The sequence below is a fragment of the Edaphobacter sp. FHG110511_03 genome, assembly GCF_059115365.1.
Window position 1 is genome coordinate 1 of the sequence record NZ_JBZYWL010000006.1, and the last position, 19,684, is coordinate 19,684.

At 54.3% G+C, this 19,684-nt stretch carries 13 protein-coding genes; 6 read left to right on the forward strand and 7 right to left on the reverse strand.

Translation table 11 applies throughout. From position 1 onward, the window contains the following. Window positions 1-655: 655 nt before the first annotated feature. From AC5S26_RS22435 to AC5S26_RS22450, 4 genes are all read left to right on the forward strand, one after another. Window positions 656-871 carry a YciE/YciF ferroxidase family protein gene (locus tag AC5S26_RS22435; RefSeq protein WP_494187183.1) on the forward strand — a complete coding sequence of 72 codons (216 nt, stop codon included), beginning with the start codon at window positions 656-658 and terminating at the stop codon, window positions 869-871. A 1,692-nt stretch (window positions 872-2,563) separates the two neighbouring features. Further along, window positions 2,564-3,952, forward strand: coding sequence for a sulfatase family protein (locus AC5S26_RS22440; protein ID WP_494187184.1), 1,389 nt, complete (start codon window positions 2,564-2,566; stop codon window positions 3,950-3,952). A 62-nt stretch (window positions 3,953-4,014) separates the two neighbouring features. Beyond that, window positions 4,015-7,311, forward strand: a complete 3,297-nt coding sequence (locus AC5S26_RS22445; protein ID WP_494187185.1) for an outer membrane beta-barrel protein — start codon at window positions 4,015-4,017, stop codon at window positions 7,309-7,311. 12 nt (window positions 7,312-7,323) lie between these two features. Beyond that, window positions 7,324-8,748 (forward strand): sulfatase family protein, encoded by a 1,425-nt coding sequence (locus AC5S26_RS22450; RefSeq protein WP_494187186.1) that lies wholly within the window; start codon window positions 7,324-7,326, stop codon window positions 8,746-8,748. A 47-nt stretch (window positions 8,749-8,795) separates the two neighbouring features. Here the strand turns inward: AC5S26_RS22450 and AC5S26_RS22455 are convergent, their stop codons facing one another. The 4 genes from AC5S26_RS22455 to AC5S26_RS22470 form a co-directional block, all read right to left on the reverse strand. Then, the gene (locus tag AC5S26_RS22455; RefSeq protein WP_494187187.1) at window positions 8,796-10,949 is read right to left on the reverse strand and encodes a family 2A encapsulin nanocompartment cargo protein cysteine desulfurase; all 2,154 of its coding nucleotides are present in this window, start codon (window positions 10,947-10,949) and stop codon (window positions 8,796-8,798) included. Continuing rightward, entirely contained in the window at window positions 10,936-11,856 is a 921-nt protein-coding gene (locus AC5S26_RS22460; protein ID WP_494187188.1) for a family 2A encapsulin nanocompartment shell protein, read from the reverse strand. Before AC5S26_RS22460 ends, AC5S26_RS22455 begins: the two co-directional genes overlap by 14 nt. Window positions 11,857-11,959: 103 nt before the next feature. After that, window positions 11,960-12,280, reverse strand: coding sequence for a rhodanese-like domain-containing protein (locus AC5S26_RS22465; protein WP_494187189.1), 321 nt, complete (start codon window positions 12,278-12,280; stop codon window positions 11,960-11,962). A 530-nt stretch (window positions 12,281-12,810) separates the two neighbouring features. Further along, a complete protein-coding gene (locus tag AC5S26_RS22470) occupies window positions 12,811-13,083 on the reverse strand; it encodes an HNH endonuclease (protein ID WP_494187190.1) in 273 nt (90 codons plus the stop codon). A gap of 1,170 nt (window positions 13,084-14,253) precedes the next feature. Between AC5S26_RS22470 and AC5S26_RS22475 the strand changes: the two genes are divergently transcribed. Both AC5S26_RS22475 and AC5S26_RS22480 read left to right on the forward strand, forming a co-directional pair. Then, window positions 14,254-14,667: a hypothetical protein gene (locus AC5S26_RS22475; RefSeq protein ID WP_494187191.1), complete on the forward strand. Its 414-nt coding sequence runs from the start codon at window positions 14,254-14,256 to the stop codon at window positions 14,665-14,667. Window positions 14,668-14,798: 131 nt separating this feature from the next. Further along, complete coding sequence (locus AC5S26_RS22480; RefSeq protein ID WP_494187192.1) at window positions 14,799-15,407, forward strand: class I SAM-dependent methyltransferase; 609 nt, start codon at window positions 14,799-14,801, stop codon at window positions 15,405-15,407. A 447-nt stretch (window positions 15,408-15,854) separates the two neighbouring features. Here the strand turns inward: AC5S26_RS22480 and AC5S26_RS22485 are convergent, their stop codons facing one another. From AC5S26_RS22485 to AC5S26_RS22495, 3 genes are all read right to left on the reverse strand, one after another. Then, window positions 15,855-16,628 (reverse strand): hypothetical protein, encoded by a 774-nt coding sequence (locus tag AC5S26_RS22485; protein WP_494187193.1) that lies wholly within the window; start codon window positions 16,626-16,628, stop codon window positions 15,855-15,857. An 87-nt stretch (window positions 16,629-16,715) separates the two neighbouring features. Further along, a complete protein-coding gene (locus AC5S26_RS22490; protein ID WP_494187194.1) occupies window positions 16,716-18,875 on the reverse strand; it encodes a M56 family metallopeptidase in 2,160 nt (719 codons plus the stop codon). Next, window positions 18,872-19,225, reverse strand: coding sequence for a BlaI/MecI/CopY family transcriptional regulator (locus AC5S26_RS22495; RefSeq protein WP_494187195.1), 354 nt, complete (start codon window positions 19,223-19,225; stop codon window positions 18,872-18,874). Before AC5S26_RS22495 ends, AC5S26_RS22490 begins: the two co-directional genes overlap by 4 nt. Window positions 19,226-19,684: the final 459 nt, after the last annotated feature.

Consider the following 19,684-nt stretch of genomic DNA (forward strand, 5'->3'; position numbering starts at 1 on the left):
GTGTTTAAGAGTATGGACAATGCTGATATCAGCTTTGATACCAAGGCTGGCCAAACGTACGTGATCACTGCAATTCCTTAATCGAGATCGTCATTATCGACCCCACGATTAGGGATGCTGAAGCGATTCTTTTGATATTGTTCATCACGGATCTCCAAAGGGGTGTAATGTCTTCGCGTAATAGAGAGGCAATGCACTGGTGAATACGAGTGCCGGCAGGCAAGCTTGGTTGCTCGGTGCATGAATGTGTTACTTCTGGCGATAGATTGTCAATGTGGGAGTTAGGAAGCTCTAGAGCATCCTATTTTTACGCAGGTGCAAATAATTACAATCATCCTGCGACTTGTAGTACGCCTTGTGGCTTCGACTTGAGATAGCGGCTAGGCAATCGGCAATCTTCTCTTCACATTGAACGCCAATTCACTGGCCGCGTAGACACCAGGTTCAAGGAGTCGTGGAGTCTCAAGGCCGAGTTATTGATCATCGGACTCTCGCGGTATCGCGCCGGGTGCGTGTGCAGCAGGAATTTCAAAGCTGCTCTGCGTCCTACCCCATACGAGGAAGCCATCATGGATTGATCTCACGCCGCCTTCAACGCAGCTTATGAAAGAAAGGCAACTAAGTGTTGAGTTTTGTGCTCTCATCGAGGGTATTTATGAGCGTAGAAACAATGCAGGAACTTTTAATCGATGAGCTGAAGGACCTTTATTCCGCCGAGAAGCAGATCATACCTGCCCTTCCGAAGCTGGTCAAAGCCGCCGCCTCCACCGAACTGAAAGAGGCTCATTCAAGCCACTTAGAAGAGACAAAGGGTCAGGTCGCCCGTCTGGAGCAGATTCGGGGCGATTGTCGGCAAGAAAATGACCGGTAAAACCTGTGTCGGCATGAAGGGCGTACGGATCTCCTTCATACCCGAGTGCTCTTGCTTGAGTCTCAGGGTTAATGGTCGAGACAGTCGCCAGCGACAATGAGGCGATGAGTCTGCTGCTAACTACCGATTTAGACTTGGTTCTCCTTGGCAGGACTTCAAGTCTGTTTGGAAGTCATCTTGATGAGCGTATCCGTCACAAATACCCCAAGATGCTCACATTGAAGATCCGGTCCGTTAATGAAGAGCTAAGTATCTATGCCTCTCGAACTGTGGACGCTGTGCCGCAGCATGTCATAGATGCTCTAAGACAGATGCTCAGTGAAGACTAGGGTTTAACAGCGCCTAATTTATAAGCCTGAGGATAAGCCTGTTCTTGTTGAGGATGGAGTTTCGTGCCTGTTTGCTTTGAGTTTTTTTCCTTCTTCGGTTTCGCTGGCTTGGCGGTGTGAGTCTTTTCTGCTGGCTGCGCGGTGTTCTGCGCGAAACAGGCTCCGGGTTGAGAGTATTGCGGTCGTTAAGAGCAGCCGAGCGATTAGCATTGCTGACACCCATTGGCGTAAGTGTGGTGTAAAGTCCCTTCCACTGCGCAAACGCCGCGTCCCGAGTAGAGCGCTGTACGTTCCCAGCCATCTATGGGTTAATGACGTAACGTACCTCGTACCATTCGGGGGGAACACATAAGGAAGGTCGGGCGGGTGAATTGAGTTGATGGTGCATCCAGCCCGATGTGATGCGAACGAACGATGCGGTGCGCGTTTCCTGGAGAGGTCGGTACAGCGTCTGCATTGCTCTTCATTGTCAGCCTCTTGTTGTTTTGTGGTGAGCTGTGTCGGAATACCAAACAATCCGGTCCCTAGGGCCTGCCCGAACAACAACGAGCGTCAGTAGCGTCAAGAGTCCAGTGCATATTTAATAATTCAGCTCGGCGGGTATAAGGCCTTGATCGAGAGATTTGGTTTATGCCCCGGGACATTGAGGGAAGACGTCGCGGCTCGTGAAAAAACATTGCTGTCCTTCGTGGACTTATTGGGATGACCTGGACCTTCCAAACTGAAGGAGTCGCAAGTCTAAACTTGAGGATTTTTACGAGTGTGGGATGTGAGGCCACAGACGCACATCTGCCGGGGTTGGCAGCAACAAGCGGTCTGAGAATAAACACTCACGAGTCAAAGCTATTCTGATACATAACTTCAAGCCAGTTTGACTCATAGGAAATGATATTGCTCAACTGCGAACCGCAGCGTGTGGACAATTGCATCTCTAAGCCAACCATGGCTGGCAGCGTAGAGTTAGCTAAACCGCCCAATCGTAAGGAGTTTGAGATTGCGTAAGCGGGACAGGCACGGGATCCTGTTGGTCTTGGCGTTATGAATGCAATGATGGCTTGTGATATAAAAACTTTACTATGCTGAAACCCAGCCATTATTGTTGTTGTTCTCCGTCACACTAGCGACGTTGAGAATGGCCCCTTTTCTGGTTTCGCCTCAAGCCTACTCCTCACAATTTTAAGACCTCAGGATTCTAGACAAATGTCTGGTCCTTACCGAGGCAATGTTTTTCGAAGACCTCTTGCACTTCGTGTGAGTGTTTCAATGAATCGGCGGCACGTTACTTAAAAATGGACTGTCGTTTGCGACGTCATCGCTGGTTGGGAAGCGCTTATTTGCGCATACGCCTTCGTCTCGTCCGAATGTGTTGCTCTTCATGTCGGACCAGCATAAGCGAAGCTGCATGGGAGCTTATGGGGATACAGTTGCTCATACGCCAAATCTTGACGCGTTTTCTCGGGAAAGCGTTCGTTTTACTGATGCCTATTGTGCTAATCCAGTCTGCACGCCCTCCCGCGCTTCAATGATGACCGGCTTGTACAGCCATCATCACGAGGCACAAGACAACACGCGATCGTATTCGGACAAACATAAAACACTTGCTCACCATTTCAATGCAGCCGGATACAGCACGGCACTAATCGGCAAGATGCACTGGGTGGATGCGCAGACGCACGGCTTCGAGTATCGGCTGGAATTCAACGACTGGTTCCAGTATCTAGGCCCCAAGACCGCGATCTACGCCGATGAACTTGGCCGTCCGAATTCAGGCTCCGGTCAGCCGGAGATCGATGATCTGTGGCGAGATTCAGGCGATCCCTGGAAGAGTGCTCGTCATAAGGACGAACGTGAAGGGTCTGTGCATGTCGGCAAAGTTTCGTTGCTGGATGAGAAGGATCACTTTGACTCCTTTGTTGCGCGAGAATCAATCCGCTTTCTCCATGAGCATCGGCGGGAGGATGGCCCGTTCTTTCTAGTTTCCTCGTTCCTCAAGCCACACGATCCGTTCATGCCAGCGCAACGCTTTGCCAAGATGTACAAGGCAGGGGATATGAAGCTTCCCGAGAGTTGGCATAGGGCGGATCTGGCGTCGCTTCCGCAAGAGGTTGTGCAATCTATTAAGTACAACGGTCCGACGCCCGAGGTGCGGGACGAGGCGAGGGCGAAGCAGCACATGGCTTATTACTATGCGAATCTTGCACAGATGGATGACTGCGTGGGACAGGTCCTGCAGGCCCTGCGAGAGGCTGGCCAAGATCGCGACACAATTGTTATCTACACCTCGGACCATGGAGAGATGCTTGGGGACTTGGGGTTATGGCAAAAGTTTGAATTCTACGAAGGCTCCTGTGGTGTGCCTCTGTTGATCCATGTGCCAGGAGGAGCAAGTGGTGTTGTATCGACTCCACTGAGCCATGTGTCGTTGAGTGCAACTTTGACAGATCTTTGCAATGTGCGGCAGATACAGCCGAATGACGGACAAAGCTTTGCGGCATTAGTTAGAAGCCCACAAACGCCGACTCGCATGGGGCCTGTCTTTGCGGAGTATGCGCTGAATACTCCGCGCGCCAAATATATGGTTCGACTGGGCGACTGGAAGTACACCTTCCGGGAACATGATCGCGAGGAGTTATACAACCTGAAGTTCGACCCCGCCGAGCTGCATAACGTGGCGGCGGGTCCGCGATGTCGTGAAGTAGTGAATCGCCTTAAGACTACGCTCTTTGCCTGGCACCGTCCGGCGAGTGTATAGCAGAGTTCTTGCTCCTACATGCACATCTGTACAAATGGGCTCCCACAAATTGGAGGTTAATCATGTTTTTTCGCCTGCTTCATTTTTTCCTAGTCCTTCTGTTGCTTCCGTATTTCGCTCTTGCTCAGCAGACTTCAACCATCGTTGGAATCGTCTCCGATCCCTCTGGTGCGGTTGTTCCCGAGGCTACAGTCCTGCTGGTAAATACGGCGACTGATTTTCAGCGTACAGCGATAACCAATGCGGAAGGCCAGTACACTGCAGCTTCCATTCCTTCGGGAAGCTATCGCATCGCAGTCGAGAAGAACGGCTTTCAGCGCCTTGAGCGTAGCAACGTCACTCTTGCGAGCGCGGTGACAGCGAATGTGGACCTGACGCTTGTGGTGGGAAGCAATGCGGAGACGGTCACGATCAACGAGGCTGCATCGCTGATTCAATCGCAGAGTGGTGTCGTATCGTCTCTGGTTGACAGCAAGCAGATGGTTGCCCTTCCGCTCGCCACGCGTAACTTCACGGATCTTGTTTTGCTGACTCCTGGAGCTCATACGGGGTCCGCCTCAAATCTAGCTGAAGGCGGGAGTGCGTATTCCATTCGAGGTGGCGCAAACTTCAGCGTGAACGGCTCGATTGCTGCGGCAAACTCTTATCTGATCGATGGAACGTATGACCGCAATCAGTGGCTCAATACTCTGGTTATGGTGCCGGTCGTTGATGCGATTCAGGAGTATCGCGTGATGACCAGCAACTTTAACGCAGAGTATGGGGAAGCGGCCGGAGCCATCACAACGGTTTCGACCAAGTCAGGCAGCAACTCCTTTCATGGATCGGCGTGGGAGTTTCTTCGTAACGACATCATGAACGCCAATAGTTATTTCGCAAATCAGAACGGGATTCGCAGAGCACCGTATCGCCGCAATACCTTTGGCGCTACAGTAGGTGGCCCGATTATCCGCAACCATACCTTCTTCTTTGCGGACTACCAAGGCATCCGACAGTCGGTCCCACAGACCTATACGACGACGATACCTACACTGGCACAGCGTGCAATGGTGCGCACCGGTAACTTTTCGTGCCTTGGTTCGCAGCTTTATAACCCCTATTCGACCACCACTGTAGGTGCAGCTACGACGCGCGCTCCGTTTGATGGAAACCAGATCCCAACCTCACTTCTTGATCCGGCAGCAGGGAAGCTTATCGATCTGCTGCCCACGCCTACAAACGGAAATGCAACGAACAATTACACGATTACACCTGCCCTGACCCAGAATACAAACCAGTTTGATGCGCGCGTCGACCAGAACCTGGGAGCGAGCGATCGGCTGTTCTTCAAATACTCCTTCGATCAGACTGAGCAGGTCTCGCCGGGAACGATTGCTACGGCAGCGTCCGGGTTTGCGACGCTTGGTCCTTACATCGGAACAGGGGGCAATGGAACGCGGACGCCGCTCAGGACGCAGTCCGGAACTCTTGGGTACTCGCATGTGATCTCGCCTACAACTCTATTGGACGCGCATGCCGCCATCGTTCGTTGGCGCGCAGAGGTGACTCCGCTGGGGCAGCCGTTTGCTGCGGCGACGGCTCTGGGAATTCCGGGAATCAACTACAACTCACTGGCGGGCGGATTGCCGGGCTTCACCATCTCGAACTTCTCGGCGCTCGGAGATACCTCAACCTATACAGAGAACAGCTATGTTACGACGTTTCAGTATGACGGCGATTTGATTCATACCGTAGGCAAGCACACTATTAAAGTAGGATTTCTCTTTCTGCGGCATCGTTTCAATGGATTCTCGGCGTTTCCAGTACGTGGAACATACGACTTCAATGGTCAGTTCACTCGCCAGATCGGTTCCACCAGCGCAGCGTCAGCATTGGCTGACTTTGCGTTGGGAGCAACGGATGCCGCAAACCGTAACATCCTTACGGGCGAGTTCGGAATGAGAATCTTCCAGCTTGCGCCGTATCTTCAGGACTCATGGCGCGCGACGGATCGTCTCACCCTGGAGTATGGCGCTCGCTACGAGGTCAGCGCTCCGCCGTATGAGGTAAATAATCGTTGGGCGAACTTTGATATTCCTAGTGGAACCCTGCGCGTTGCGGGCTTGAACCGAAATGGCCGTCGCTTGCGTAACTTTGATCTGAACACTTTCTCGCCTCGCTTCGGATTGGCTTATAGTCTCGAGGCGCAAAAGAAGACGGTGCTTCGCGCAGGCTTTGGCATGTCCTATGTCGATACACTCGCCGGTGGCGGTCAGTTGTACAAAAATCTGCCCTTTTATTTCGCTCAAGTGATAACGAGCGATACTGCTGGTGCTCCGGCGACGCGTTTGAGAGACGGATTCTCGACGCCGGTGCAGCCTGATCCTAACAATACGGCGGCGATCTCCACTGGGAGCCCAACGGCGTGGGATGTGAACACGCGCCAGACTGGTGTCTATCAGTACAGTCTAGGCATTCAACGCGAGATTCGTCAGGATGTCATTGCAGATGTCAGCTATGTCGGTACACGATCGCAGCATCTGCTTATCAATAGCCTCAATCTGAACCAGTCGAGGCCGGGAGCGGGTGGGCAGAATCCGCGTCGCCCTTACTACACCATCAACCCGAGCCTGGTGAACGTGGCGTACCGCACCGGCGCCGGAGATGCGTCGTATAACAGTCTCCAGATTCATGTGGAGAAGCGCACCTCGAAGGGGCTCAATTTTGGCGCCTCGTATACCTATGCCAAATATTTGTCTGATGTGGGCAATCCAAATGGCGGCGGCAACTCCGATATTCAGGATAGTCAGTGCGTTCGCTGCAATTGGGGTTCTACACCAGATGATTTCCGTCATACCTTCGTTTTCAATCACGTCTATGAGTTACCCTTCGGTAAAGACCGCAGATTCCTCGCACACGGCCCGATTGCGTATATTGTTGGACCGTGGAACTTTAGCGGCGTGTGGTCTTTACACTCCGGTTCACCCTTCACCGTCTTCTATGGATCGGTTGTCTCAAACTCGGCCGGCGGGGGCACCCAGCGTCCTAATCGGGTTGGATCGGGAAGCCTCAGCAGGGGACGTACGACGGCCCGGTATTTTGACACCTCGGCCTTCGTCGCTCCAGCAACGTACACGTTCGGTAACTCAGGCACTGGCATCCTGACGGGGCCCGGATACTTCAATGTTGACCTGACTCTCGAGCGCCACTTCGTTCTCACGGAGCGTTTCAGCGCGGATCTACGCGGCGAGACGTTCAACACATTCAACCGAGCGAACTTCAATAATCCAAATGCGACTGTTGGTACGACGACCGCTGGAGTGATCAGCAGCACGCAGTCGCCGCGCGTCATGCAGGTTGCGCTGAAGATTAATTTCTAGGAGATTTGTCGGATGAAAGATAGCTCAGGATCCAACCGTCGCAGCTTTCTGCAGGCAGGCGTGGTTGCTTCTCTGGCCGGCGGTACTCTTACACGTAGGAGCGCCGCAGGGCAGGCAAAAGATGGCAGGTACAACATAATTTATCTGCACTCGCACGATTCGGGCAGGTATCTTCGTCCGTACGGGCATAACGTTCCCACGCCTAACCTGAGCAACTTGGCGAAGCAGGGTGTGCTCTTTCGCAATATGCACACTGCGGCGCCTACTTGCTCGCCGAGCCGCGCCGCCTTCTTAACGGGGCAGTCGCCTCATGCTGCGGGCATGCTGGGACTCGCCCACCTAGGCTGGAGTCTTCATGACTATAAGCAGCACATCCTGTTCACTTTGCGGGAACACGGGTACGTTTCAGTGCTTGCAGGCGTTCAGCATATTGCGGCCGACCCGACAGTGATTGGCTACGACCAGATTCTGCCGCATGCCACGACTAGCGCCAAGGACGTAGCGCCTGCTGCCGCGAAGTTTTTGCGCAGTAAGCCGGACAAACCTTTCTTTCTCGACGTGGGTTTCTTTGAAACGCATCGCGAGTTCCCGGAGCCGGTGGACAATCCGGACTACATTCTGCCTCCTGCACCACTGCCGGACGTACCGGAGACACGGCGTGACATGGCAGGATTTCATGCCAGCGCACGCATCCTGGATAGAGGAATTGGTGAAGTGTTGGATGCTCTGGAGAGAACCGGACTGGCAGATAACACGCTCGTGATCAGCACCACGGATCACGGCATTGCCTTCCCAAATATGAAGTGCAGCCTGCGCGATGCAGGGACAGGAATCTCTCTCATTATGCGTGGCCCAGGAGTCTTTTCCAAGCCACAGGTCAATGATGCACTTCTGTCGAACATAGACGTGTTTCCTACGGTCTGTGACTATCTTGCTATCTCACATCCGACGTGGATAACTGGCAAGTCGTTTCTACCGATTGTGCAAGGAAGCCAAAAAGAGGTGAACGAGACGGTATTTGCCGAGGTCACGTACCACGCGGCCTATGAACCGAAGCGATCTGCCCGCACGGCTCGCTGGAAATATATTCGTCACTTTGATGACAGACGGAAAGTGGTACTTCCCAACTGCGATGACGGCTATAGCAAGACGTTCTGGATGAAGAACGGTTGGAAGTCACTGCCCAGCGTTTCACATGAAGAACTGTACGATTTGGTCTTCGATCCGAACGAGCAGAACAATCTTGCTGATAGCGAGCAGCAAATAGCTCAGGCTGCATTGGCGGATCTACGAAGCCAACTGGATGAGTGGATGAAACGAAGCCGAGACCCTCTGTTGAATGGTCCGGTACCACTGGTGGAGGGCGGACATATTATGCCGCAGGATGCGGATTCGCCGAAGGGACTGAGCGTTTACGTGCCACGCATATTGAAGTAAGCAAACCGAAAGATCCGTGGGGCCGCGGAGCGAGAAGTTTCGTTTCGCTAGCTGATCGATGTGCGGCCCAGACGAAGGTCCCACACGGCTCGGACCAGCCGATCAATATCTTCATGCGTGTTGTAAAGCGCGAAGGAGGCACGAACGGTGCTCTCATAGCCGAAGCGCCGGAGGATCGGTTGAGCGCAGTGGTGACCGGACCGTACAGCAATGCCATTACGGTTCAGGTGTACTCCCACCTCTTCCGTGCGGAATCCCTCAAGGATAAATGAGATCACTCCTGCTTTCTCTCTAGCAGTTCCAATGATGCGTAGACCTGGAATACGTTGCAGCTCCTTGGTAGTGCGAGTGAGCAACTCATGCTCATGACGTGCGATATTGATCATCCCTACGCGGTCGAGGTAGTCAATGGCGGCGCCTAAACCGACAGCATCAGCGATATTGCCGGTGCCCGCTTCAAAGCGCTGCGGGGGGCCATGGAAGGTCGTCTTTTCAAAGGTGACATCCTGGATCATGTTGCCGCCTCCCTGCCAGGCAGGCATCTGCTCCAGGATCTCGGGCTTTCCATAAAAGACACCAATACCAGTTGGACCGAAGACCTTATGGCCCGAGAAGACAAAGAAGTCGCAATTTAACGACTGAACATCGGTCAGCATGTGCGAAACCGACTGGGCACCGTCAAGCAGTACCGTAGCTCCGCAGCGGTGAGCGATCTCGATCATCTGAGCTGCGGGCGTGACGACGCCCAACGCATTCGACACCTGAGTGATGGAGACGAGGCGTGTCCTCGGGCATAGCAGCTTCTCGTATTCGTCGAGAAGTACCTGGCCGCTGTCATCAACGGGGGCTACGCGTAGCTTCGCTCCTGTCTCGGAACAAAGCATCTGCCATGGGACGATATTCGCGTGGTGCTCCAACCATGTGATGACAATCTCATCATCTTTGCGGATGTTGCAGCGTCCCCAGCTTCGCGCGATGAGATTGATGCCTTCTGTAGCGCCTCGCACAAAGATGATTTCGTTTGTGGAAGAGGCATTGAGGAAGCGACGAACTTTCTCTCGTGCGGACTCATAGGCATCTGTCGCGCGAGCGGCAAGTTCATGGGCAGCGCGGTGCACGTTTGAGTTCTCGTGTTCGTAAAAGTATTTCAGTCGATCGATAACACTTTGTGGCTTCTGGGTGGTGGCAGCATTGTCGAGCCACACCAGAGATCGCCCGTTAACACGTTCACGCAGAATCGGAAAGTCTCGCTTGATGGATTCAGGGTCGAAGGGATATGCGGTGAGATCCAGATTGCGCGGTACATCTTCGTCGATGCCGCGAGGCTCGAAGTGTCCGACTACACCTTCGGGCTCCAAGGGGCGCGCTACTTCAAAAAACGCAAATGAACCGCGATCAGCAACCTCTGCGATGTCAGGAAAGCGCCTGAAGTCGTCAACAAGGCCCAGATCGAATGAACCGATCTTCTGCAGTTCGCGATTTGGCGTGGCCGGCACAGAGGTGAGACTCACTGTCGAATCGGAAAAGAGCGGGCGCAGCTCATCGAGAAAGGACAAAACGACTGGCGGCGCTTGCTCGGATGCGGTGTAGAAAGGAATGTCGCTAGCTGCGGGAGACAGAGGTTGTGTCGTGGCTGCGGGCTGGTGAGCATTCAGCGGACTGACCCCGGGTATGCTAGCGGCGGGTGGGAGAACGGACTGTGGAGCAACTGCATTGTTGGCAATAGCTGAGAAATGGGGAGCGGCTGTCGTGGGCAACTGTCCGCTGATGGGAGGACGAGCCTCCTGCAAAAAGGAGAACCCGACAGGCTGATTTGGTAGTTCTTCGGGGCCCGTTGTCAACGCGCCTGGCACTGCTGACGGTGCGGCTTGATAAGGGAATGAAACAGGGGATACCTGTGCTGGACCGATACTGCCTGGCAGAGTCGGAAAGTGTTGGTCGGTCGGTAACTGAACCTCCGGCTGGAACGCTGGAGCCGTAGCTGGGAATGAGGTCGGAGGAGAGAGCTTTCCCGCGTCTACTGGCATCGACGGAACATCAAGAAACTCGGGGAGCGCCGCGAAGAGTTCATTCGCGATACGCGTAATGAACTCCGTGTCTGGTGTCCCATTTGGCAGCGTGCTGTGGCTGGATACCTCCGCAGCTTTCTCGCGCGGGTCTACAGCATTCAGTGCCAGCAGGTTCGGATCACTTGTACTCATGGTAGTTTCCTACCTCAACGTTCTCCAGGGCTGCGATGGCGTCGTCCGTGAGGACAGAGGCGGCGCAATAGAGCGATATGAGATAGGAGGCAAGGCCGCGCTTGTCTATTCCGGTAAAGCGCACAGAGAGCCCTGGGCTTTGTTCACCGGGAAGTCCGGGCTGAAATAGTCCGATCACCCCTTGCTTACGCTCGCCGGAACGGATAAGCAGGATCTGTGTCTTCTGCACCTTACCGGTGACGCGGATCTTGTCGGTTGAAACAATTGGGACGCCCCGCCAGGTGAGGAAGGGATTACCGAAGAGATTCACCGTGGGAGGAGGCACGCCACGCCGCGTACACTCGCGGCCGAAAGCGGCAATAGCACGTGGATGAGCGAGGAAGAATGAGGGCTCCTTCCAGACTTTTGTTAAAAGCTCGTCCAGGTCGTCCGGTGTAGGAGAGCCCTTTCGCGTGGAAATCTTCTGAGAGTCGGCAATGTTGTTGAGCAGGCCGTAGTCGGCGTTGTTTAAAAGCTCATTTTCCTGCCGCTCCTTTACGCCTTCAATCGTGACGCGAAGTTGTTCGCGAACCTGGTCATAGGGCTTACTGAAGAGATCACTGATCCGGGTTTGTACGTTGATCAGCGCATTGATACTGCTTAGTCGATACTCGCGGGGCTTCTCTTCATAGTCAGCGTAGGTCTCTGGAATCTCAGAGTCATCGACATGCCCGCAAAGAACATCAATCGGCTTATCTTCTACAACACGATTTCGGCGAAAGATTCCGGACTCGAGCGGCTTCCAATCCAGCAGCCGAACCAGCCATCTCGGCGTCACCGCGCCATAGATCGGGGCAGTCTTGGTTACATTGGCTAGTTGATATGCTGCCTGTTCGCCGAGAGAAGAGCGGTTCGTCGTGTCAGCCACGTGCTACTCCTTGCACAAGGTGTCTAATGCGTCCAGATTGTAGCGGAAGGGAAGTGGCCGCTGCATGAAAAGTAAACGCTTTTTCAAACCGTGGTGCCCAAACCTAGTATTTACGAACTTTACGGTCCACCCGGTCTGACCAGGCGTGAATCCCGCCTCGCAGGTTTGAGACCTTTTGGAATCCTTGTTTTTGCAGGTATTCGACCGCCTTTACTCCGCGCGGACCGTGCTTGCAAACGGCTACGATCTCTTCGTTTACACTCAACTCGGCTAGGCGTTTTGACAGTTCGGGCAGAGGGATCAGATGTCCGCCGATGTTAGAGATCTCGAATTCATATTCATCGCGAACATCCAACAGGAAAAGTTTGTCGCCAACATCAAGGCGATGTTTCAATTCTTCAGCTTGAATTTCTGGAACACTCACGTTGACTTCTCCTTTTTGCTGCAAAAACAAAACCCACCGGCCAGGTCCTCTGGCGGTGGGTCATAATCGGTTCGATTCCTAAGAAACAATCAATTTTTCAGGAATCTCGCTCAGCCAGAAGACACAGGTATGCATGCACCATACAAGTGCCACAACATACGAGATTCTGGGCGGAGCGATTCATATAGAAAGCTTACTACAACCGCACGAAAACAGCATTGGGAAACAGTCTCAGGCCTTATTCTGCGGACTTGCAGCATATCTGTCCCAGGCCACCGTGAAGGCTTGAATGCCACCAGGATTAATACAAGACACATTTGGACGCATGGGATTAGTCCTTGTTTTTTTGATGGTTTGGGGGAAATGAAAAGCGCGATTAGGAACAGGGAGGAGGAGGGAGACGGCCAGCGTGAAAGGCTCCCCCTGTCCACATTTGTGGGGGCGGCGAGGTCAGCGGCTAGCCGCCGACCTCTGGCTGAGGAGCATCCGAAGGTCGGCAAGGTGCCGCTCCTTCCACGCTCGTTGCGCATTTAGCTGTTGGACTGCGGCGTCGCGCTGTCTGGATGCTTCGCCAAGCGCCGCAACAAGGTCTTCGGCGGTGCTGGCCTTTTGGTGCTTGTCCCTTTATGCTCAGAAAGCATATCTCTAATATTTCGATCCTGATTGCATTTTCTGCACGCGCCCACTAGGTTTTCGATGGTGTTGGTGCCGCCGCGGCCGCGCGGGATAATGTGGTCGACGGTGGTCTGATCGGCGGCGGCGTTATCACAGAGAAGGGTAGGTCGGTTGCACCAGTGACACATTTTGTCTGCCTGGAGCCACAGAATCGTTCGTCGGGGAAGTTGATTTTTTGTTTGGGTTTTTCATTGGGTTCACTTTCAGTCAGGTATTGCGTCAGGTACGCACAGAAATGCCCAGTCTTGGGGACTGGGCTGAGGGGAGGTTTCCTGGCATTCTTCAACCCGCTGCGGGTGAAGGAACAAAGTTCGTTGATTTCTGCAGGACGAATCGTTGGTCACTCAAGCGATGCGTGGGTGATTGGTCTTTGTGGTGACAGCTAATACCCCTACGCGCGTTCTGCATTGCGGTGGACTCATCAGGGCGTTGATAACCAACCCTCGAAGCTATGTACCACTCTTATGGGAGAGATATTCGCGAACGAGCTGTGGTACAACTCATTCATCGATGAGAGTTCTTATTTCCGCATCATTCTCAGCGGTATCCTTGGTCTTGATCTGTATGGGAGATAGTGAGGAAATAGTGCCATCCTCTAAAACGGTATTCGTATCGACTATTTAAATGTTCCTAATCGAGACACGATCGTGAACGCTATGCTTGAGAGGGTCTGGTGAATCACAGTGCATGTAAGCGCGTTCGAAGCCTACAGGTGAGGTCATCCCGGTGCTTTTGGCTGTGTCGATGTTCGGCGCTGCAGTTCTGATGGAACGCAAGTGCCGCGGACCTGCGACCGGCGCAGAATTCTGCTTTATTGCAATCGGTTCAGCAAGGTAGTACAAATTCGAGCAGCTCGTGACCACCAGCAGAGAGGTGCCGGACAGCATTATCAAAGCATGCTGGAGTGGTGGAGTAGGGAAAAGCTGCCCCCCAGCTTTCGCTCGAATGTTTACTCATGGTTAACTTCCGAGTTGGAGACCATACGTTCAAAAACGTGAAAGTCGACGATCAGGTCCATTTGTTTGCTGGCACGTTCATTCTGCGTTACCGGTGACATTATGCGTCTGCGCGTTTTGGGGTGGGTATGGTGATCCCGGTGAGCAAACCGCCGCCTTCACGCAAAGGGTGATGGCCGCTGGTGGGTTGCCGCGCGATCTGATGGCAGCGCCTGTGGCGGGTGAACCCTTCTCCGCGATTTGGACGAACGAAATTGTGAGGACGCTGTCCGATGATGCGCATATTACAAAGCATGGCATCACTTTGTGACGCGGGATTCGGCCGGATGCGAACGCGGGAAAATGCGCCTTCTAACGGCGAAGGCTGGAAAGCCAGAGCAGAACTGGTGGTTGTTATTGACCCGGTCGCGCACACGATCTGGCCATGTGGAGCGCAGGAACGAATGGACCAAAGGTGGCGACCGTGGCGAAGAAGAAAGAGTCGATGGGTCTAGTGCCGGGAGCAAAACAGGAAGAGGACTTCCCGACGTGTCAGCCGAGCAGCTAGGGTCACAGACTATCGACAACGTGGTGGCGATTAGCGAACGGACGACGACGGCAACTCCGGCGGGGCCCATAGGGAACGACGTGCCGATCACAGATACGCACGAGGTGTGGACATCGAACGAGATGAAGTGGTGCTGCTGCAGAAGTGGATGGACCCGCGAAGCCGAATGCGGAACTGTTCAGTCCCCACCCGGCGATGGACGATCTTGATGAGCTTCGCGGCAGAGTTCCGCCGAAAAATCACTCATGGAGAACGAATTAGTACAGGGATGTCGGGCTCGTGGGGAAGTGACCGATTCAATCAGTCAAGGCAAACAACCAGCAGCTGAGATGATGAAAGCATGGCATTGAATATTCAAGAGCAGTTTGGACACATTGACATTTACGTTTTCGATCAAATTCTACGAGGGAATATCGCACCTGGAATGCGTGTTCTTGATGCTGGATGCGGATATGGGCGCAATCTGGTCCATCTACTGCGCGAAGGCTGCGAGATATTTGCACTCGACCAGGACCGCGATGGCGTAGAGCACGTACGACGGCTCTCCGCTTCGCTGGGGACCGGACTCCCAGTAGAAAATTTTCTAATTGCTTCCATTGAGCAGATCCCCTTCCCAGATGCCTTTGTCGATGTTGTGATCTGTAACTCGGTTCTTCACTTTGCTCGAGATGAGGAGCATTTCAGGACGATGCTGGCAGAATTGTGGCGAGTTCTAAGGCCTGGAGGAATGCTGTTCTGCCGCCTGGGTTCGAGGATTGGCATGGAGTTCGAGCGAGTACAGGGAGGTCGGTTTTTGGTGGGAGACGGTTCGGAGTGGTTCCTGGCAGATGAAGAAATGCTTATGGAACTCACGGAGGAGATGGACAGCGTACTTGTGGACCCATTGAAGACCACGGTCGTGCAAGACTACCGCTGCATGACGACTTGGGTTCAAAGGAAAAAGCGCTAGATGTCCCTGCTTCACTTATCAGACGCGTTTGTCAGAACTAACTGAGTCCTGTCTTCGGTGAGTCCATTGGCCTGTTCGCATCAATTGAGAATAGATGGCAACAGGTCAGTTGCCAGAGGTCGCCTTTCCGCTCTCATCCTTGGAGATGATCCAAGCGTGCGAAGCTCGATCCAACCATGCCGTTATGCAATCGCTGTCGTTTATGCAGATCTCTAGCCTTTGGGGCTCCTTCCAACCATGCAGCAGTGGCATTCGCGTGGAAGAATCTGCCTCGTTCCTCGCTTGCATGTGAAGCCGTCCTATCTGTACATCAATGCTTCGCCAGCTGTGTGGTTTGATAGTCCACGAAGGAAGTAACGTCTGAAAGACGCCCGCAACAGCAAGAACATATGCAGCAGTTCGTTCAAGAAACATCGCTTCTCCTTCCTGAAACGCATTTGAAGTCGCCTATTCGTCAACCTTGAAGATCTTGATCTTGATCAGCTTGTCCAGCGTCAGGTCATTCAGGCCTCGCGCCCGCATCCGTTCTACAAATGGCCTGTCGATATGAAAAATACTCATCTGGACCAGCTCGTGTTCCGTAGGCGTAAAGCCCAGTGATTTCGCCTCCTGCACCTTCTCTGGCGTTACCCCCACAGCCTTCATCTCCGTCAGCTTTCCCGCCCGCAGCTCCGGATATCCCGCTGCAGACATCGCACGAATGTACTCCGGCGTTACATGCAGCGCCCTCAGGCCCATCAGCTTGTTCGTCGAGAGCTCTGTCACGCCAAGTCCTTTCATCTCCTTCACCCATGCGGTCGTTACATCCAGCATCAGAAAGCCAAGCTGCTTCCTCGGCGTGATGCCATCGAATCCTATCGATGCCATCTCCTTCACGAACCCCTCGTTCGGCGTGAACTGGTACCGCCCGCTTAGCACTCCGTCGTGGATGCTGCCGTTGCACGTCAACTCGCCCGGCTCAGCGCTCATCCTCGCCGTCAGTGTCGTGCCCACCTTCTGTAGCATCTCCGAGGAGACGCTCGTCCACCGGCTCCACTCGATCGACGAGTTATTCATGTCCGAGCAGCTATCCGAACCCTTGTCGCAGTCGGTCCGCGCCAGCATCAATTGACCCTTGTCAGGCACGTCCGCGCGCTGCGACAGCATACAAAGCCCGGACAGCGTCTGCGCAAACCCCGTCGAGCATCCCAGCAAAAACACCGCGAAAGCAATAACCCTCATGTCATCTCTCCTCAAGAACGTCTGATTTGACGCAAAGATCTCCTGATGCAGTCCATGACTGCATGAAACCCATGCTTCAATAGCGAATTAGTTCAAAAGGCCAGTCATCTTCAGCTTTACGAGCTTGTCCAGATCGGTGTTATTAAAGCTGTGTGCCTTGGCCTTGTTGATGAACTCCTCATCAATGTGAAACACCGCTGCCTTACGTACCTCTTGTAGATCGGCGTTCGGAAACGTCGTCTTGATCCAGCGAACATACTCCGGCGTCACTCCCTGTGCTTTAAGCGAGACCAGGTCATGCGTCGAAAGCCCCTGAAAACCTGTCGATGCCATTCCCTTCGCATACTCCGGTGTCACGCCTACGGACCGAACGGCGATCAGCTCGTGTAAGTCTTTAGGCGCAAGCCCTCCAGCCTTCAGCTGGGCCACATATTCAGGCGTGATGCCCTGCGACTTCATCGCGACGAGATCATGTGTCGTGGGAGTTCCCATCCCCACAGCCGCCATCGCCTTCGCATACTCCGGCGTCACTCCCACAGACCGAAGAGCGATCAACTCATGCAGGTTCTCAGGAGCAAGGCCCCCCGCCTTCATCTGCGCAACGTACTCCGGCGTGATGCCCTGTGACTTCATGGCGATGAGGTCATGCATCGTCGGTGTCCCTAAACCCGTCGCCGCCATTGCCTTTCCATACTCAGGTGTTACTCCGACGGACTTCTCGGAGATCACCTCTCTGACGTTCGTGGGAGCAGCATTGGAACCCTTCAACCCGGCAACATACTCTGGAGTCACCCCAACCGATTTCAGCGCCACCAGCTCCTTCAGCGTAGGAGTTCCCAGCCCGGCCTGCACCATCGCCTTCGCATACTCCGGGGTCACCCCAACGGAGCGAAGGGAGATGATCGTATCCAGATCTTTATTGAGGTCCAGCGGATAGCCCGCGTCACGCATCTTCTGTAGATAATCCTTCCCACTCGCGTTTCCTGCGTCCTGCATCTCTTCGTCACGCGGCATAGGATGCGGCATCGGAGCTGGCATAGCAGCAGGAGCTGGCACAGCTTGGCTCACTTCTGCGCCCGCACTCTCGCTATGAGCTGCTGGAGCCGCCACCGCGGCATTGCCGCTGGCAACCGGTGCCATCGTAACTGGAGCTACCTTCTCTCCCGCAACGATGCGGGTACCAGCCGCCTCCGCCTTCAGGCCTTTCGCCACATGCGGGGCAACCGCAAGGCCCGCCACCACCAAACCCGCAGCCGCAACACGCACAACACTCATCGACCCATACTCCATTGTTCTCTCTCCCATCACTCTCCGAATTCTGTTCATCAGCGTTCCACCGTTCCCATGCAACGCAACCGCCAGTTGCAGATGCTCTGCCCTCAGCTCCTCCATCTGCAGCAGGGCCTCTGCATAAATTCCCGGATCGGCACAGGTCCGCGCCGCAATCTCGTCGCAGCAAACCTCGCGCAACTCTCGCGTCCGCCTGCTCATCCACCACACAGCAGGATGGAAGAAGAACAGACACTCAATCGCCGTCTGCAGCAAATTGCAAAAATAGTCCCACCGGCGAATGTGCGCCAGCTCATGCGCCAGCACCGCCTCCAATTGTTCCGCCGGAAGCGACATAGCCACACTCAGCGGAAGGATCACCGAGGTCCGCCATATCCCCATCGCCATCGGTGAGATCACCTCCCGCGACACCCGCAACACCACCGGCTGTACTAGGCGTAACTGCCGGACCACCTTCGCAAAGCTCAGCTGCACGGCCGGCGGCACCGCAACCTGCGCATTGCGCCGCAACGACCTCAACCGCCACCATCCACCCGCAGCCCTCAACGCCAGAAAGCAAACGCCCGCAAGCCATACACTATCGATCCAGGGCATCAGCCGGTCTGCGTGCCCTGCAATCCAAAGCTCGCTGTCAGCCATCACCGGAGCTACAAACGGAGCCTCCATTGCAATCGTCGTATGCAGACTTCCAATCTGGGATGCCACAAATGTCTGTTCACCCTGATCGAGGTGAACGACAAGCCGCTCCTGCTCGATAAACGTTGCGATCGCCGCAAGGGGCATCAGTCCCAGCATCGTCATCGCCACCCCATAGCGCACGGCAGTCGTTGCACGAAAGAGGCAGCGGTCCACCAGCGCATACAGCAGCGCGATGATCGCGCTCTGCCAGCAGAAATGCAGCAGCATCCACCCCAGTGCCACCACCTCTCCCGAATGCACCCAGTTCAGGACACTCATCGGCCAGCCCCCTGTCTCCGCCGCGCCAGCAGCTTGCGAATCTCGGCCACCTCTTCTTCGCTGGCAGGCTCCATCTCAAGTGCTCGCAAAGCCAGCTGCGCCGCACTTCCGGCAAACAACCTCCGGCTCAGATCGCGCACAAAACGCCGCTCCGTCTCGTCCTTCTCCACCGCGGCGCGATACACATGCGCGCGAGCACTCTCGTCTCGGATCACCAGCCCCTTGTCCGCCATGATCTGCATTAGCTTCAACACGCCGGTGTACACCATCGGTCGCTCGGCGCTGATCGCCTCATACACCTCGCGGACCGTAGCCGATCCGCGCTCCCAAACGACGGAAAGTATCTCCAACTCTCCTTCCGTCGGCCTGATTGTTTCTTTGGTCTTCATCATGGACGAGACAATATACGAACTATTTCGTATATGTCAACGAAAACCTTCGTACTTCTGCTAAATTACTCCTGAATTCAAGAGGGTCGTTTGGGTCGAGAAGACAGGTCTGCGCAAATGTATTCGTCCTTGCTGCCCTGTGCAGACTTCGTTGTAGCGCTTCCAAGCCGAAGGCGTCTTTTCCCGCGTGCGGAAAGGAACACCCTGCATATTGGAAATGTTAAATGATTTGAGCGTAGATCAACAAATTGCAGTAGCTGCCGGATCCCAATAAGAGATGAATCAAGAACTGCAGGATTGAACCGAGGGCGCCAGCAACATAATTGGTGCGGCGAGACAGCCCCTTACGCAGTATCGTCAGGAACGGGCTCCGACCGCCTTCTCATAGCTCAGGCCAGACGCTATGGCTGCCGTCGTCTG

Excerpts from the sequence above, each read along its gene's own strand:
- AC5S26_RS22435 (WP_494187183.1), top strand. The coding sequence starts at position 656 with ATGAGCGTAGAAACAATGCAGGAACTTTTAATCGATGAGCTGAAGGAC.
- AC5S26_RS22445 (WP_494187185.1), top strand. The coding sequence starts at position 4,015 with ATGTTTTTTCGCCTGCTTCATTTTTTCCTAGTCCTTCTGTTGCTTCCG.
- AC5S26_RS22450 (WP_494187186.1), top strand. The coding sequence starts at position 7,324 with ATGAAAGATAGCTCAGGATCCAACCGTCGCAGCTTTCTGCAGGCAGGC.
- AC5S26_RS22455 (WP_494187187.1), bottom strand. The coding sequence starts at position 10,949 with ATGAGTACAAGTGATCCGAACCTGCTGGCACTGAATGCTGTAGACCCG.
- AC5S26_RS22470 (WP_494187190.1), bottom strand. The coding sequence starts at position 13,083 with ATGTGTCACTGGTGCAACCGACCTACCCTTCTCTGTGATAACGCCGCC.
- AC5S26_RS22475 (WP_494187191.1), top strand. The coding sequence starts at position 14,254 with ATGCGCCTTCTAACGGCGAAGGCTGGAAAGCCAGAGCAGAACTGGTGG.
- AC5S26_RS22480 (WP_494187192.1), top strand. The coding sequence starts at position 14,799 with ATGGCATTGAATATTCAAGAGCAGTTTGGACACATTGACATTTACGTT.
- AC5S26_RS22485 (WP_494187193.1), bottom strand. The coding sequence starts at position 16,628 with ATGAGGGTTATTGCTTTCGCGGTGTTTTTGCTGGGATGCTCGACGGGG.
- AC5S26_RS22490 (WP_494187194.1), bottom strand. The coding sequence starts at position 18,875 with ATGAGTGTCCTGAACTGGGTGCATTCGGGAGAGGTGGTGGCACTGGGG.